Below are 14833 nucleotides of genomic sequence, written 5' to 3'. Positions count from 1 at the left end.
TTAAGGAATTACAAAATGGCTAAGGAAAATGTAGATGTACTTATTATCGGCGCTGGACCTGCTGGGACAATGACCGCTGCAAAGCTAATTCAAGCAGGATTAACCGTGAAGATCGTTGAACGTAGCCACTTTCCACGCTATGTCATCGGTGAAAGTCTTCTACCACAAAGTATGCAGCATCTGGAAGATGCTGGATTTATGGATGCGTTAGTCGCACGCAATTACCAAAAGAAAATCGGTGCTAATTTTAAACAAGATGACTTCCAAGAGTTTTTCGATTTCTCTAAAAATTACACCGATGGCTGGACATGGACATGGCAAGTACCAAGAGATGACTTTGACAATGTACTAGCTGAAGAAGTGCAAAAAATGGGTGCTCCTATCGAATTTGGCACTTCCGTAGTCGATGCCAACATGGATCTAGAAGAGCCTATCATTAAGGTAGTCAATGAGGCCGGTGATGTGCAGGAAATTCAAGCCAAATTCGTTGTTGACTCAAGCGGCTATGGCCGAGTACTCGCTAACCTGCTTGATTTAAATGAACCTTCATCAGCGCCGACTCGCGCAACTTTATTTGCGCAATTTAAACCAGCTGATGGCATAGAGACTGGGGCTGAAAACAATAAAGTAACGATTCTGGTTCACGAAGAAGATGTATGGGTTTGGCTAATACCTTTCTCTGACGGTCGTGTTTCAGTCGGTTTTGTTGGTAACCCTGAGTATTTGGAAAGTGCAGAGGGCGATGCTAAAACGCGCTTTTTAACCTACCTTGCTCGCGATCAACATGCGTCAGCAATGTTGGAAGGAATGGCGATGTGTATGGAGCCAAAGGAGATCAAAGGCTACTCAAAAGGTATTAAACAACTGTTCGGCAAGAACTTTGTGCTAACCGGTAACGCCAGTGAATTTATTGACCCTGTATTTTCAGCCGGTGTTATGTTTGCGATTGAGTCAGGCGCGCGCGCCGCTGATCTCATTGTCGCTCAGTTAAATGGCGAGGAAGCAGATTGGCAGCAAGATTATGAAGCGCATATGCTTAAAGGGATTGCTGTCATGCGCACCTACATTGAAGGCTGGTACGACGGGCGTTTGCGCCGCCTATTTTTCTCAGACAACAAGCCTGAAAAAATTAAGAGCCAAATCACTTCTGTGCTTGCGGGCTATGTATGGGATGAGACTAACCCATTTGTAAACCGCAGCGAGAAAACCCTGAACCTGCTATCTGAACTCCATAACAACCCTGAAATGGCGTGATTTTAGCTTTTTAGACCGGCGTGGGAATAGTTTCTCACGCCACATAATATACTAACAAAGATGCGTTTCAGTAGTAGTGAAAGTAGTTGTGTGATGCCTATAGTTTCCCGACTTGACGATTAAACAAAGTGAGGGGATTTTGTTGTAGGCCGACCATAGATGTGGCACTTGGCGCTTTAAAGGACTTAGACAATGAAAACTAACTTTGTATACACTGCTGCACTTTCAGCGTTATTAACAGGCGCTGCACTTGCAACTCCCGCGCAAGCCGCTGAATATAAAACAATTCTAATTCATGGCTTTCAAGCAGACCAACTTAACCGCCCTAACAATACCAATGTCGAGCTTGAGGGTGAAGAATACTGGTCATCTTTTTGGATAAACCACGCTGATGAACGTATTGATTGGCCTTCTTATGAACGCTTGCAAGGCAAAATCGCAACAGATTATATTTGGCCAAAGCTAAAAGCATTTGCAGAAAATGGCACTTGTAATCCTGGCTGTGTCTTTGTTACCCACTCAACGGGTGATTTGGTTGCGCGCTATATCTTAGATAATCAAGCAACTTGGCTTGAAAATGCAGGCCTTCAACCACTTAATATCGTTGCTACTTTTGACCTTGCAGGTGCGGGTGGCGGAAGCGAACTCGCAGACACTGCTATCAACGCTGCGACTTCTGGTGGTGTAGTTGGTGAACTAACTCGCCAAGCAGTTGAGGCTTGGCTTGGTAGCATGCCTGAAGAGTTTGGTATCATGTGGGATTTAAAAGTGAATAACGCGCGACAAGTTGCTCAGTACCCAAGTGACAACGCACCTCGCCTACGTTTCGTCGCTGATGCAAGCGACTACTACGGCCTCACTTCAGGTTTCTTACCAGGTAATGATGATGGTGTTGTATCAACACACTCTTCTTGTGGTGCATCGACAAAAGGTGACTTTGGTAGTTGTAGTACAAGCGTTGCTATCAACGGTCAGTTAGCCTCTCAAGATGATGCTGTAACTAGCTTTATGCCATACCACTACCCATTACTAATGAGCGCGGAATATAGTCACGGTAACCTGCCAGATGCTGGATACCAAGGCAAAGTAACAGCGGCTCGTACTCAGTTTAACGCGGGTTATAAAACGATTAGCTACAACACCTATGAAGAAACAACGGGTAGCTGGTTTTGGAAAAAGACTTACCGTTATGTTAGCGAGTCTAACTCACAAAGTTTTTCACAGTTAATACTAAACTCACTGTAACTTAACGGTTATTTTGCTAATTTCTATACCCAAGGAACTGCTCCATGCAGTTCCTTATACTAACCGAGTATTGCTATGAAAAAGTTTTTGTTGATTAGTGTCATTCTTATTGTGATCTGTATCACTGCAGGATATTTTGCCTTGCAGCGCGAAGCTCTGCCCTCACCTGAATTAGCATCAAAACCACAAGTCGCCACACCTATTTTGACACCAACAACTACGCCACCAGTCACTCCTAAAACTGCGATAACACAAAAACAATCACTGGTTGAATCACTACCACTGGCACAAGCTGCGCAAACAGCTGCGGCACATTATGAGTATAGTATTTCTTTACCTCCTTATTCACAGCCCCTTGGCAAAGGTGATTTTGATAGGCTCAATCCAAATCATTTCTATGCCGTCGAAATGCCAATTGAAGAAAACAACGAACAGGTGTCTTTGTCGCTGAATCAATATCGCTTTGTGCACCCCGCTACTATCGAGATAAGTTTATCTGGTAGTCAATTTTCTAATGCAACCGCAACGATACTTGACCTTACATCGCAGCAAACCTTATCCACCGCCCGCCTCAAAGAGTCTGATGGTATTTGGCTTGGTTCTGTCGATGGCGAGACGACATGGCCTCAAGAGCTGAATGTCGTTGTGCGTGCTAAGCCAAGCTCAGCTAAGGCCGTTGCCTTAACAGCGAGTATCCGCTATTACCAGCCCAGCGCCACACTGCTCGCAATTGCTAAACCTTACCCCAAGCAAGCTGACCTGATAATTCCATTACAACTTGAAGTAAAACAAAGTGGTACTTATCGTATCCGCGCAAACCTATTTACTCCCGATGGCACCCCCATCAGTCATTTGATTGAAAAGCAAAAACTAAGCGAAGGGAAACAGGTATTCAACTTAAAAGCACATCAGTCGGTGCTTGCCCCTTTTTCAGCAAAATCCGGCCCTTCCCAGTTCACGTTAAAGACATTTGTGATTGAGAGAATGTCGCCAATGCCAGGAGAGCTCGCGCAGTTTGGTGATAGCAAAATAACCGAATACCACATCACTGATTTCTACTTTGACGCACTAGAGAAGCGCCCATATCAGCCCTCGACTGCCGAGCGTCAACGTCTGGGTTACTTGCAAAAAATGGCGGGTAAGTAAAGTAACTAACCTTTGCTCCGGATAATTAACATAAAAACAAACGGTGACCCTTTTTAGGTCACCGAGTTAGCTGAGCTATATCGCTTCTGCCGTCGTCTTGGGCTTCAGCTCAGCGATGCGATAAAACCCAAGTGCGGTGATAGATACTAAGGTCATGATGATAAAAAGCATCATGCCGGAATAAAAATCTAAAATAAGCCCACCTAAAATGGGCGCTAATGCATACCCTAATGAACATAAGCCAGCAGCACCAAAATAGCTGGCTTTCAGGTTATCTGGTGCCAACCTGTCAATATAGACATTGATGTTAGTAAACATAATTGCTTCGCTCAGACTCAACACCATCATGGCTGCAATCCATCCCCAGATATTTTGCACATCATTCAGGGCCATCATGACTTGTGAAATGATCAATATCACGCCACCCGCATAGAGCCTATTTTCAATACGCCAATTACGCATCAGATGTAGTAATGGAAACTGACAAACGATGATCACACTAGAATTTGCGATGATTAAGCTAGAAATTAGCCAAGCCAGATCGGGGACCTCTGCACGCGTCAAATACTGCACTAAGCTAGAGTCACATTGCGCATAAACCAAATACACTAAAGTTGTAGCGATTAGCACAATTAAAAAGACTTTATCTTTTCGTAAGATCCCCAGCCACTTTGCAAACTTCGGCACCGACTGAGCGGCAGATTGTAAAGCGAAAGTCTGCGCCTCACTCAGTTTAGGTCTAAAGTAAAGCAGCGCGAGCAACAAACCAATATACGAAATGCCGGTATAAATAAAGCTAAACTGCTCACCATTAAGCCCCGCCCATAGACCGTACAATGGTCCTAAAGCCGCTCCCACATTCACGAGAAAATAGAGTAAATGCAGTGCAAGTTCTCTGTCTTTTGCGTCGGCAAGTTCTTCAGTAAGTAACGCTTTACTAGGCGCATCCCAAAGCGTCCTAGGTAGACAAGCTAAAAACACTGAGGTTGCAAACAACCACAACGACTCAGCCACAGCCAACAGTGAAAAAGAAATCACACCAACAAACACTGCCGTGTAGAGCATTTTGGTGCGACCGAAGCGGTCAGCGAGATTCCCCGTATAAAACCCCAAAAATACGGCGAAAGTCGCTGACACCGTCAGCAATAAACCGACTTCTGTTGCACTCAGTCCATAATTTTCGTAAAGAATAACAGCCAAAAAAGGCCATACCATGTAGTAACTAGCGCGAACGAAAAAGTTACCAACAAGCATTACCCAAACTAAAGGTGTAAAGCGCTTTAACCGCTCAATTGCAGAGCTATTCTCCATGGATGTTCCTTGATTATTATTGATTTACGCAGAACCCTAATTCCTAAACTTTAGTTTAGGTCAAGCGTTTAACTGCATTCTATTATCTTGGATACTGGAATTTTATGAAGAAAAAATGACGCTATTTTAGCGTTATTTAGTAAGAAAAAATTTCATCCTTGAAATCACAAAGGGAGATAAAACTAACTCAATGAAATTAAGCGTTAAAACCGCTTAACGTAGAACACATTTAAAAAATCAAGACCGGGGTTATGGTCGCTCAAACCAGCATTAGAATAATGCAGATATCGGATCCCTACTTTAGTACTGGGGTTCAAATTAACACTAAGTCCAATGCGGTCTTCAAACTGATAGTGCACACCAATGTCTTTGCCCGCAAATCGGGTATCACTGACGTAGGTCATGCCAATCCCAAACTCAAAATTTACCGGCTTTCCAGCAAGCTCGGTCAGTGGAACACTAAGCACTGGTGACAATGCAATAGCAAACGTCGTGTCTGAGCGTTTTGGTTTGCCGTATTCCCAATAGTTGGTGCTCAGCTCAAAATAAACATAGGCACCTTCTCCAAAACCATAATCCGCTAAACTAAAATGCAAGGGACGATACCCAAGCCGCAGTCCTTTTACATCTCCCTCTCCCATCACATAGTCAACTGCAACTTCACTAGCATGTGAGTAAGTAGACACAAACAACATAAGCAAGAATAAAACTAAGCGCATAACGACTCCTCTACAACAAGAGCAATTTTACGCCGTTATTTAATTCTTAAAAGACACCAAAAAACCATATAATAATTGCCGTTAAAGCACCAATATGAGATTTTAATGGGTACATTAATTTAACCAAAACCAATAACAAATTATGAGTTATACTGTTAAAAACGATCTTGAGAATGTGGTATGCAGTATATAATTGGGAGCGTTATAGGGATATTTAGTGTATTCAGTGCCTTAGCCGCAGCACCAACAAAAGTAGATATCTATACCGAGCATTTTCCTCCGTACCAGATAGAGCAAAAGAACGGCACCATTACTGGGCTTGCTACTGATATCGTGCGCCTCATTATGTGGGAAGCAGAGCTAAGCTATCAAATTTATATGTTGCCTTGGACTCGCGCAAAAGCCTTCTCCAAAAAATCTCCTTATTCATTGCTCTACTCGATCGCCAGAACGGAGCAACGTGAAGAAAACCATATCTGGATTGCGCCACTTTGTGAGCTAAAGGTCGCGTTTTATAAGCGTGCTGATATCGCCGATCAGCAAGTGTGGGAAATATGGAAAATCAAACAACATGTTGTCGCTGTTGCGGCCGATCAACTCTCCGAAAACTATTTAAAAGCACAAGGCTTTGTCGCCGATAAGAACATGCTATCAGTAACTAGTTTGAGTCGTGCAGGTGAACTGCTCGAAAGAGGCAGAATTGACTTTATTTTTGGTGCCGAAAATTTTGTAGATAGAATGGCTGCTAGAATGGGTTTAGTAGAGCAATGGGACAAAGTGCTAGAAGTCCCTGAGTTAAGTAAAACCCTTTATTTAACCGCCAATCCCAGTGCCCCTCCAGAATATATAAATCGGCTACGCGCCGCCGCTGAACGAGTACAGATGCAACGCAAAAAGGTTGATGTCGGCTGCCCCATTGACGAGTAATTCATCGTTTGCTACTGAACTTTACGCGTCGCTATGATAGCATTTTTCAAAATTGTATACTTTATTCAAAAATAAAAATGAAAATACTCACAGGAATGGTATTACTCGTGCTCTTTGTAGCATGCGAAGCGTACGCGAGCCCAAAAATCATCAACGCGGTTTCACGCTTTGGCCACCCCCAGGTGATGAAGCCCGCAGACAAGTTTGGCCATAGTCCATATTCACCACTTTTTGATAACGGCGCATGGCATGGTCACTTACTTCCTGATAGCGCTGCAGAATATGGTGGTTTCACGGGTAACGCGATTATCACCGAAGAGTATTTAACCTATTTATTTGAACGTATTGAGCGTCTACAAATTTTTCATGGTGAGACCAAGTTGCAATTTGATGCAACACTGTACAGCCTGCCCGGAGAGCTGGTGCAAACGCTTAGACATGAGCTCGCGACGGTGACGATCCACTTACGCTTTGTAAGTGAGCGTGTTTCTCTTATTCAAACCACGATTCATACAAAGCAACGACTTACTTTAAAATTAGATGGCAAATTACTCCACCAGCTTAATCAACAACAAACACTAGCTCAACAATACCCTAAGCTCGCTCCAACCATGATTGCCAGCGAAAGGGGGATCAGTACCACTTTTGGTCGTGTTCGCGATCCGTGGGCGCTTCTGAGCTCTGGTAGCAACGAGTACTCAATCACCCGCACAATTCCTTTCAAAAATGTGGTGGCAAACAACCGTTATTCTAGCGAGACGCAAACCTCTGGTGATCTGCAGTTTTATACCGCAATAAGTTATGTCCACAATCAACAAGAGCGCATACAAACAGCAAAGGCCGTTGCCAAAATTCTCTCTTCCCCTGTTACGTATTGGCAACGCTCTAAAGCTCGCTGGGCGGGCTATTTAGCACGCTATCAAACCTTACCACGAGATAAACAAACATTGGCGATAAAAGCTGTTGAAACCCTCATTGGTAACTGGCGAGCGCCTGCAGGCGCAATCGCGTTTGATACCGTATCGCCTTCGGTCACTGCTCGCTGGTTTTCCGGCAATTTAACTTGGCCTTGGGACAGCTGGAAACAAGCGTCAGCACTGAGACTATTTGCACCAGATTTAGCCAAGGCCAACATTGATACCGTGTTTTCCTATCAAATAGCAGCTAACGATCCTGTGCGGCCCCAAGATAAAGGCTTACTACCCGATTTAATTGGTTATAACCTACCGCCAGAACGCGGTGGCGATGGCGGTAATTGGAGCGAACGGAATTCAAAACCCTCGCTGGCCGCATGGGCGGTGTTGAATACCTACCATGCCAGCAAAGACAAAGCTTGGCTTGCACAAATTTACCCTAAACTTGTCGCCTATCGTGATTGGTGGCTGCGCAACCGCGATCACAACCAAAATGGTATTCCTGAATTTGGTGCAACCATAGATAAACACCATAATAATCAAGCGGGTGAGTTGTTGTTTTATCTATATGAAGGAAAGCAAAAGCATGCCCACTTTGGGCTAAAAGCCTATCGCGATGCGCAGATACAAGGTAAACAGATAAGTATTCCCGCACAGACCGCAGCGTCATGGGAGTCTGGAAGAGACGATGCTGCTAACTTTGGTTTTATCTCACCACAGCAGCTTGAGGCCTATGTGAATCTGGGTGGCGATGCTAAAGACTGGCAAGTCGAATTTGCTAGCAATAAGGACGCCCAAGGCCATCTGCTAGGCTACTCTTTGATGCAAGAATCGGTTGACGGGGCCAGTTATTTTTACTCTGACACCAAAAACTTGAGTACCATCGCAAATATCTTGGCTAAGCCACAGGAAGCCAAAGCCTTTTCAGCACAAGCAAAGCAGATCGCCGATTATATTAACCGCTGCATGTTCGACGATAACAGCGGATACTACTACGACATTCGCATTGCCCCATCACCGCTTGAAAATGACTGTGCAGGGAAACCAATCATTGAACGTGGTCGAGGCCCCGAAGGCTGGGCTCCGCTCTTTAATCAGGTAGCAACAGCGTATCATGCTAAACGCGTCTCTGAGGTAATGCTCAGCCCCAATGAATTCAACACCTATATTCCTCTAGGCTCTGCATCCCAGACCAATCCTGCATTTGGCGCAAACACCTATTGGCGTGGTCGTGTCTGGCTTGACCAGTTGTATTTTGGCTTGATAGGACTAGGTTATTATGGTTATGAAACTGAAGCGAACACTTTGCTTCAGCGATTTATGCAAAATGCGGATGGTCTGCTGCAAAGCGCGCCTATTCGCGAAAACTACAATCCACTCACCGGCGAGCAACAAGGTGCACCGAACTTTTCATGGAGCGCGGCCCATATTTTGCTCATGATAGAAGCATTTGAGATGGACAAGCCCAAAGGGCCAATTAAAGAAGAAAAGCCAATTTCACAGCAAATCACCACAAATTAGCCGATAATTTGCTAGCAATTCAGTGATGATCCGTCTACATTTTTTAAATGATACAAAAACAAAATTAGACGGATCGCAATGAGTTGGTTTTACCGTATTTACCACTTTGCCCTAAAGTGCATTGTTATTTTTATCGGGATCCCGAACCCCAAATTACATCAGGGAAAAACGGGGTTGTTAGACGCCATTAAGGCGCTAGGGTTAAGAAGTGGAGATAACGTCTTAGTCGTGACCGACCAAGTGCTGCTCAAACTCAACTTACATCAGGTTGTGGAAAACACACTACGTGAGTCAGAGTTAGTCACGCATTATTACGCAGATGTTTTACCCAACCCAACCATAGCAAACGTCGAAGATGGTCTAAAGGTCTACCAACAGCATCAATGTAAAGCAATTATCGCACTTGGTGGCGGCTCGGTACTCGACACGGGCAAGTTAATCGGTGCTCGGGCTGTCAAGCCGAACAAACCAGTGACTAAGCTCAAAGGGTTGTTTAAAGTCTTAAAACGCCTACCGCCGAATATCGCGATCCCAACAACCGCAGGGACCGGCTCGGAGACCACCGTTGCCGCCGTCGTTAACGATCCTAGCAATCACGCCAAATATGCCGCGACTGATTTTTGTTTAGTGCCACACCATGCTGTGTTATTACCGGAATTAACCACAAGTATGCCCGCACATATCACCGCGACTACGGCAATTGATGCACTAACCCACGCCATTGAGGCATTACTGAGCATTAACTGTCTTAAGTTTAGCCGCGGCCGCGCTCTTGAAGCCTGTAGAGCTATCTTTGAGTATTTACCCAAAGCACAACAAGACCCACAAAACCTAGAGGCAAGAACACAGCTACTACTCGCTTCCCATTACGCAGGACAAGCTTTTACCAGAACTTCTGTCGGCTACGTACATGCAATCTCACACCAATTGAGCGCTCAATATGGTACGCCGCACGGGCTTGCCAATGCAGTGTTACTCATGCCCGTGCTAACCTGGTATGGCGAGCGAATTAACCAGCAACTCGCGCTCATCGCCAGATACTGCGGATTAACCTCGTTAGACTATCCCGTCGAGCGCCAAGCAGATGATCTTTTAGAGCACATTGAGCGCTTATTGCTTGATTTACATATCCAAACCACGCTCACCGAAGTACTCCCTGATGATGCGGCGCTACTCGCAGAGCTGGCGCTAAAAGAAGCACATCCGGATTATCCGGTGCCCCATTTTATGGATCCCGGTGCCTGCCAGCGCATTATAAAAGGTATCGCTCCTACGCCTTAATAAGCACTCCGTTTAGTGTTTGGAACCAAAGAAGTTTAAAATAAAGCTAAGTTTTTTCATGACCTTATGATCAACTATTAAGTAAAAGCACTAAAAACATAAAATCTATTAACGAACAGTTTAAAGCCAGCAAACGCAAATAAAAACAATTCTCAATGATGATTTTTAATGCTAGTATGCGCGACTTTTGATAAAGCAAACTGGTGTATTTTGGAACGTTATTACTCAGAAGTATTAAGTTATATCGCTCGTTCAGTGGGGTGCAAAGACAAAGCTCAAAATATAGTTCAAGAGGCGTATACCCGAATACTAAGTTATAAAAGCAGCAATCCAAAACAGGATAACACGCAAGAGCGCGCACTGTTTTTTAAAGCCGCGAAAAACATTGTGATTGATCAGTATCGCAAGAATCAGACTATTGCCGAGCCCGACGACTTCGAATTAGTCGCGCCAAGTTATTATGAGCCCGAGGCTAAGCTTGCAAGTCAACAACAACTGGCATTACTTAACCGAAGTATCGACTCCTTACCTCTAAAAACCAAGCAAGCATTTGTGCTCTATAAATTTAAAAACTTAAGCCAGTCACAAATAGCAGAGCAAATGGGGATATCTGTCAGCATGGTCGAAAAACACTTGGCAACTGCCATGCTTGCTTGCCGTAACGCATTACAAAAACAATAAGAGAATCGCAATGGACCGTCATAATGTATCAATACAACAGCAAGCAAACCACTGGCTGGAACTCGAAAGGCAAGGGCTCAATAAAGCGCAGCAGCAAGCGCTCAATCGTTGGCTTGGTGAAAGCCGAGCGCACCAAACAGCCTATCAAGAAAGTAAACAGGTTGAGCGACTGTTATCGCAATTTTCAGAGCAAGACATTGCACAATTAGAGAATCCAGTTACACACCCTAAGCTTAAATCAAAGACAACTCAGCGGTACTTCGCCATTGCTGCATGCTTTGCACTTTTTACGTTGAGTTTCTTTGGTTATCAAACGTGGTTCTTTCAAGTAAACAACGACACCTTTCACGCCAGCTATCAATCACCACGAGGCGAATTACGCACTATCTCACTGCCCGATCAATCTCGACTGACCTTAGATGCCAAAACTTCCCTCGCTATTGATTTTGATGGCAATCGGCGCAGTAATAAGCTACTCAGTGGACGCGTATTGTTTGACGTTGCCAGTGACAAAAGCCGACCATTTGTTATCAGTGCCGGCAGCATCAAAATTACCGTATTAGGTACCCGCTTTTCCGTTGATAAAAAAGCTAATAGCATTCGCATTGTGGTGGACCATGGTCGTGTAAACGTGCAAAGCCAACATCAGCAAATAACGCTGACAAAAGGTCAAATGGCGGTTGTGGACAGTGACGGCATTGTCAAGACTGAGTTTGATCCAAACCTCAATCTCGTCGAAGCGTTTAAGCAAGGACGACTCGTGTTCGACAATGCACCACTCAACGAAGTATTTGAGGAGTTTAAACGACACCATGCGATAAGTTATACCTTAACCGCTCAATCAACTGAACCATTAGTTATTTCGGGTACTTTTTTAGCATCAGAGCTCGAAAGCTTTTTAAACTTACTACCACACGCCCTGCCAGTAGAAGTTAAAAAGACTAATAATCATGTAGTTATAGTTAATTCTCGATGACAAGATAAAAATATTCAATTTTTTATTGAGGAGTTCTCATTCTCATTCGTTTTCATCTTAGGTAATTTATTTGGACGCATCACAATGAGAACTCGCTCTGTTTTAAACACAAGACTCACTCCCTTAGCATTTGCACTCGGGCTTAGCCTGAGCCTGCCTGCAACCGCGCAGAGTCAAGTTGCTATATATCAATTTAATCTTGCGCAGCAACCTATTAGCCATACCTTAACGCAGGTAGCTGAGGCTGCGAGTATGAATCTAATTGCCGATGCGAAACTATTAAATGGCCTGCAAGCCCCAGCACTTAAAGGAGAGATAAGTTTAACAGAGGCACTAGAGCGTACATTAAAAGGCAGCCAGCTAACAGCAAACATTATCGACAATAACATTGTTATTAAAGCGGCGATTAGCGAGTTAACGCCAGCAAAAGGCCAATCCAATAACGCTCAGGCTAAGCACAAGCAAACATCAAATCCGCAAGATAATATTGAAGTCATCACTGTCAAAGGCGATAAACTCAGCCTTAATCGTGAACAGATTACTCGAACCAAGGGGTTATCTAACTCGGATATTTTCTCGACGTTTTCTGGTATAGAGGCAAACAATATTCGAAACGAAGCAGGCGCACTTGATATTGGTATTCGCGGCGTGCAAGGCGAAGGCCGAGTGCCGATTTTCATCGACGGAAGTTTGCAATCAACGCACACAAACCGAGGCTATATGGGTTCGTCTGACAGAACCTATATCGATTCAAACTTAATAAGCTCGGTTAATGTTGAAAAAGGCGCATCGGCCAAAGCATCACCTTTTGGCTCAGGTGCAATCGGCGGAACAGTCAATATCCGTACCTTAGGCACGCAAGATATTCTCCAAGATGGTCAGAACCTCGGCGCTTTAGTTAAAGTAAATACGCACAACAACAATAGAACACCTGAAGTACCTGAGAGCTTTGGCCTGCAAAGTTATTACGAAATCAGCAACCACAATGACACACTCGACTTTGCAGGCGGTGGGTTTACGCTAGCAACCGCTTATCAACAGGATAACTTACAAGCGGTACTCGCTTACAGTAAGAAAAAGGTTGGTAACTACTTTGCTGGTAAAAATGGCTTTAACGACTTTGTTGAAACCAAGGAGTACGTGCGTTGGGTGCCTTCAACTGAACATCAAGGGAAATATGATGAAGTCACAGTAGTCGACTTTATCCCACCTCCGGTTAACCAAAATGGCGAAGTCGTCAATACAAGCTTTGAAAGCGACTCATATCTTGCCAAACTAACTTATGCGTTTACGGACGAACAATCGTTAGAGGTGAATGCACGCTACCATAAGCAAGAAGCGGGAGAAATGCTGGCCACCTACTGGTACAAACAAAGAGCTGGTGACACCAAGTTTTGGAAGGTGATCGATGAAAATGGCCAAGAACAATGGATGTCCGAAGAAATTCCAGAAGGTGTAGAAACCATGCCGCAATGGGCTCCGGGCTCTGCTTTGGTAAACAGTGCCAGTGCGTTATACCGTTTTTTACCGAGTAATAACTCATTAGTCGATCTTAGTGTTAACGTTTGGCGTACCAGCGCGAGGTTACAGCAATATAATGCGCTTGGCAGTAACCTAGGAGCAAATGCGGGGCAATACTTTCACCGTTATAACAATAAGCGTCATGGGATAAGTGTGTTCAATACCTCTGCATTATCGCTGGCCAGTACACCAATTACTTTGACTTATGGCCTATCTTGGCAGGTTGAGAAATTAAGCCCTCATAAAGACTGGAAAGACAATTTTAATCGAGACTGGTACCCTGCTGACTTCAATTTAAAAGCGACTTCGCGACATGGTAAGCAAACCAAGCGAGCATTATTTGCCAATGCCAATATCGATCTTGCGCCGGTAGAGCTTGCACTGAACGTAAACCTTCATGACTCGGTAAACGAGGACTATCAAACAGGCGAAAAGCTTACATTTGATGCCAAAGCGGATGTGACTGTACAAGCAAATTATCAACTGCTTGATAATACAGTTATTAAAGCCAAATATAGCAACGCATATCGAATGCCAAACCTGTACGAAACAACGGTTTCTAATGAGGTGTTTTCCTACTCTAGTGACTACCAGATCACCCCTGAAAAAACGAAATCGTATGATATTGGCTTTGAGAGTGACTTTAGCAACTTACTCAGCCACGGGGATAAGCTAATTATCTCGGCGGAGTACTTCTACACCAATATTGAAAGTATGTTGGCAACAGGCTTCTTGCCTAAACCCGATGCACCTTCATGGGATCAAAAGTTCACTTTTACCAACTATGATAAGTTTGAACTCCCCGGCACGGAATTTGGCCTTCATTACCAAAGCGACTTATTTTACAGCAGGTTATCTTACACAAAGTACACCGACGTCAAAATGTGCTCACGCTTAATGGCCGAGGCTGCAGGTGTCGATACTTGTAATACGACCGGCTTTGCGGGGAGTTTAACCCCACTTCGTGTACCGCCAGAAAAAAGCTATATCGCAACGCTTGGTATGACACTCTTTAACGACACAATTGATACGGGTTTTACCTACAAAAAACACTCTGAGAAACATCACCCGGGCGGCTTTTTGGCTGGGACTGGAGTAACTGCGCTTGAGTATATTCCCGCAGGCTATCAGCTCGACTTTTACCTTGATTATATCTTTAGCGACAGCATCAAAGGCAACCTAGCGATCACCAACTTGACCGATCAGTATAAGGTTTCAACCGGCTCGATCGTTGCGATGCCTGAACCTGGCCAGACCATTTCAATTGGCTTAGAACTCAAACTTTAATCAACACTTAGGCGCTGTACTTTTGCTTAAAGACAGCGCTATATTTTTAC

Annotated in this window: 11 protein-coding genes; 9 read left to right on the top strand and 2 right to left on the bottom strand. The window is 44.3% G+C overall.

Annotated features, from left to right (window positions below; all coding sequences use genetic code 11):
- Nucleotides 1-15: 15 nt before the first annotated feature.
- The 3 genes from JJQ94_RS10725 (at nucleotide 16) to JJQ94_RS10715 (ending at nucleotide 3645) form a co-directional block, all read left to right on the top strand.
- Nucleotides 16-1254: an NAD(P)/FAD-dependent oxidoreductase gene (locus JJQ94_RS10725; protein ID WP_099031107.1), complete on the top strand. Its 1239-nt coding sequence runs from the start codon at nucleotides 16-18 to the stop codon at nucleotides 1252-1254.
- 192 nt (nucleotides 1255-1446) lie between these two features.
- Nucleotides 1447-2499 (top strand): hypothetical protein, encoded by a 1053-nt coding sequence (locus JJQ94_RS10720; protein ID WP_099031106.1) that lies wholly within the window; start codon nucleotides 1447-1449, stop codon nucleotides 2497-2499.
- A 75-nt stretch (nucleotides 2500-2574) separates the two neighbouring features.
- Nucleotides 2575-3645 (top strand): hypothetical protein, encoded by a 1071-nt coding sequence (locus JJQ94_RS10715; protein ID WP_099031105.1) that lies wholly within the window; start codon nucleotides 2575-2577, stop codon nucleotides 3643-3645.
- A 75-nt stretch (nucleotides 3646-3720) separates the two neighbouring features.
- Here the strand turns inward: JJQ94_RS10715 and JJQ94_RS10710 are convergent, their stop codons facing one another.
- Entirely contained in the window at nucleotides 3721-4956 is a 1236-nt protein-coding gene (locus tag JJQ94_RS10710; RefSeq protein WP_069022654.1) for an MDR family MFS transporter, read from the bottom strand.
- A 203-nt stretch (nucleotides 4957-5159) separates the two neighbouring features.
- Nucleotides 5160-5675: an acyloxyacyl hydrolase gene (locus tag JJQ94_RS10705; protein ID WP_099031104.1), complete on the bottom strand. Its 516-nt coding sequence runs from the start codon at nucleotides 5673-5675 to the stop codon at nucleotides 5160-5162.
- A 180-nt stretch (nucleotides 5676-5855) separates the two neighbouring features.
- Here JJQ94_RS10705 and JJQ94_RS10700 point away from each other — a divergent pair, with 180 nt between their 5' ends.
- The 6 genes from JJQ94_RS10700 (at nucleotide 5856) to JJQ94_RS10675 (ending at nucleotide 14783) form a co-directional block, all read left to right on the top strand.
- Entirely contained in the window at nucleotides 5856-6602 is a 747-nt protein-coding gene (locus JJQ94_RS10700) for a substrate-binding periplasmic protein (RefSeq protein WP_099031103.1), read from the top strand.
- Between the two features lie 77 nt (nucleotides 6603-6679).
- Nucleotides 6680-9037: an alpha-glucosidase gene (ygjK, locus tag JJQ94_RS10695; protein WP_236596587.1), complete on the top strand. Its 2358-nt coding sequence runs from the start codon at nucleotides 6680-6682 to the stop codon at nucleotides 9035-9037.
- Between the two features lie 78 nt (nucleotides 9038-9115).
- The gene (locus JJQ94_RS10690; RefSeq protein ID WP_099031102.1) at nucleotides 9116-10318 is read left to right on the top strand and encodes an iron-containing alcohol dehydrogenase; all 1203 of its coding nucleotides are present in this window, start codon (nucleotides 9116-9118) and stop codon (nucleotides 10316-10318) included.
- Between the two features lie 168 nt (nucleotides 10319-10486).
- Complete coding sequence (locus tag JJQ94_RS10685) at nucleotides 10487-10999, top strand: sigma-70 family RNA polymerase sigma factor (RefSeq protein ID WP_236596586.1); 513 nt, start codon at nucleotides 10487-10489, stop codon at nucleotides 10997-10999.
- 10 nt (nucleotides 11000-11009) lie between these two features.
- Nucleotides 11010-11975: a FecR family protein gene (locus JJQ94_RS10680; protein WP_099031101.1), complete on the top strand. Its 966-nt coding sequence runs from the start codon at nucleotides 11010-11012 to the stop codon at nucleotides 11973-11975.
- Nucleotides 11976-12059: 84 nt separating this feature from the next.
- Nucleotides 12060-14783, top strand: coding sequence for a TonB-dependent receptor (locus JJQ94_RS10675; protein WP_099031100.1), 2724 nt, complete (start codon nucleotides 12060-12062; stop codon nucleotides 14781-14783).
- Nucleotides 14784-14833: the final 50 nt, after the last annotated feature.

The organism is Pseudoalteromonas sp. GCY (genome assembly GCF_016695175.1).
Lineage (GTDB): Bacteria > Pseudomonadota > Gammaproteobacteria > Enterobacterales > Alteromonadaceae > Pseudoalteromonas.
This window is presented reverse-complemented; position numbering and strand designations above follow the sequence as displayed.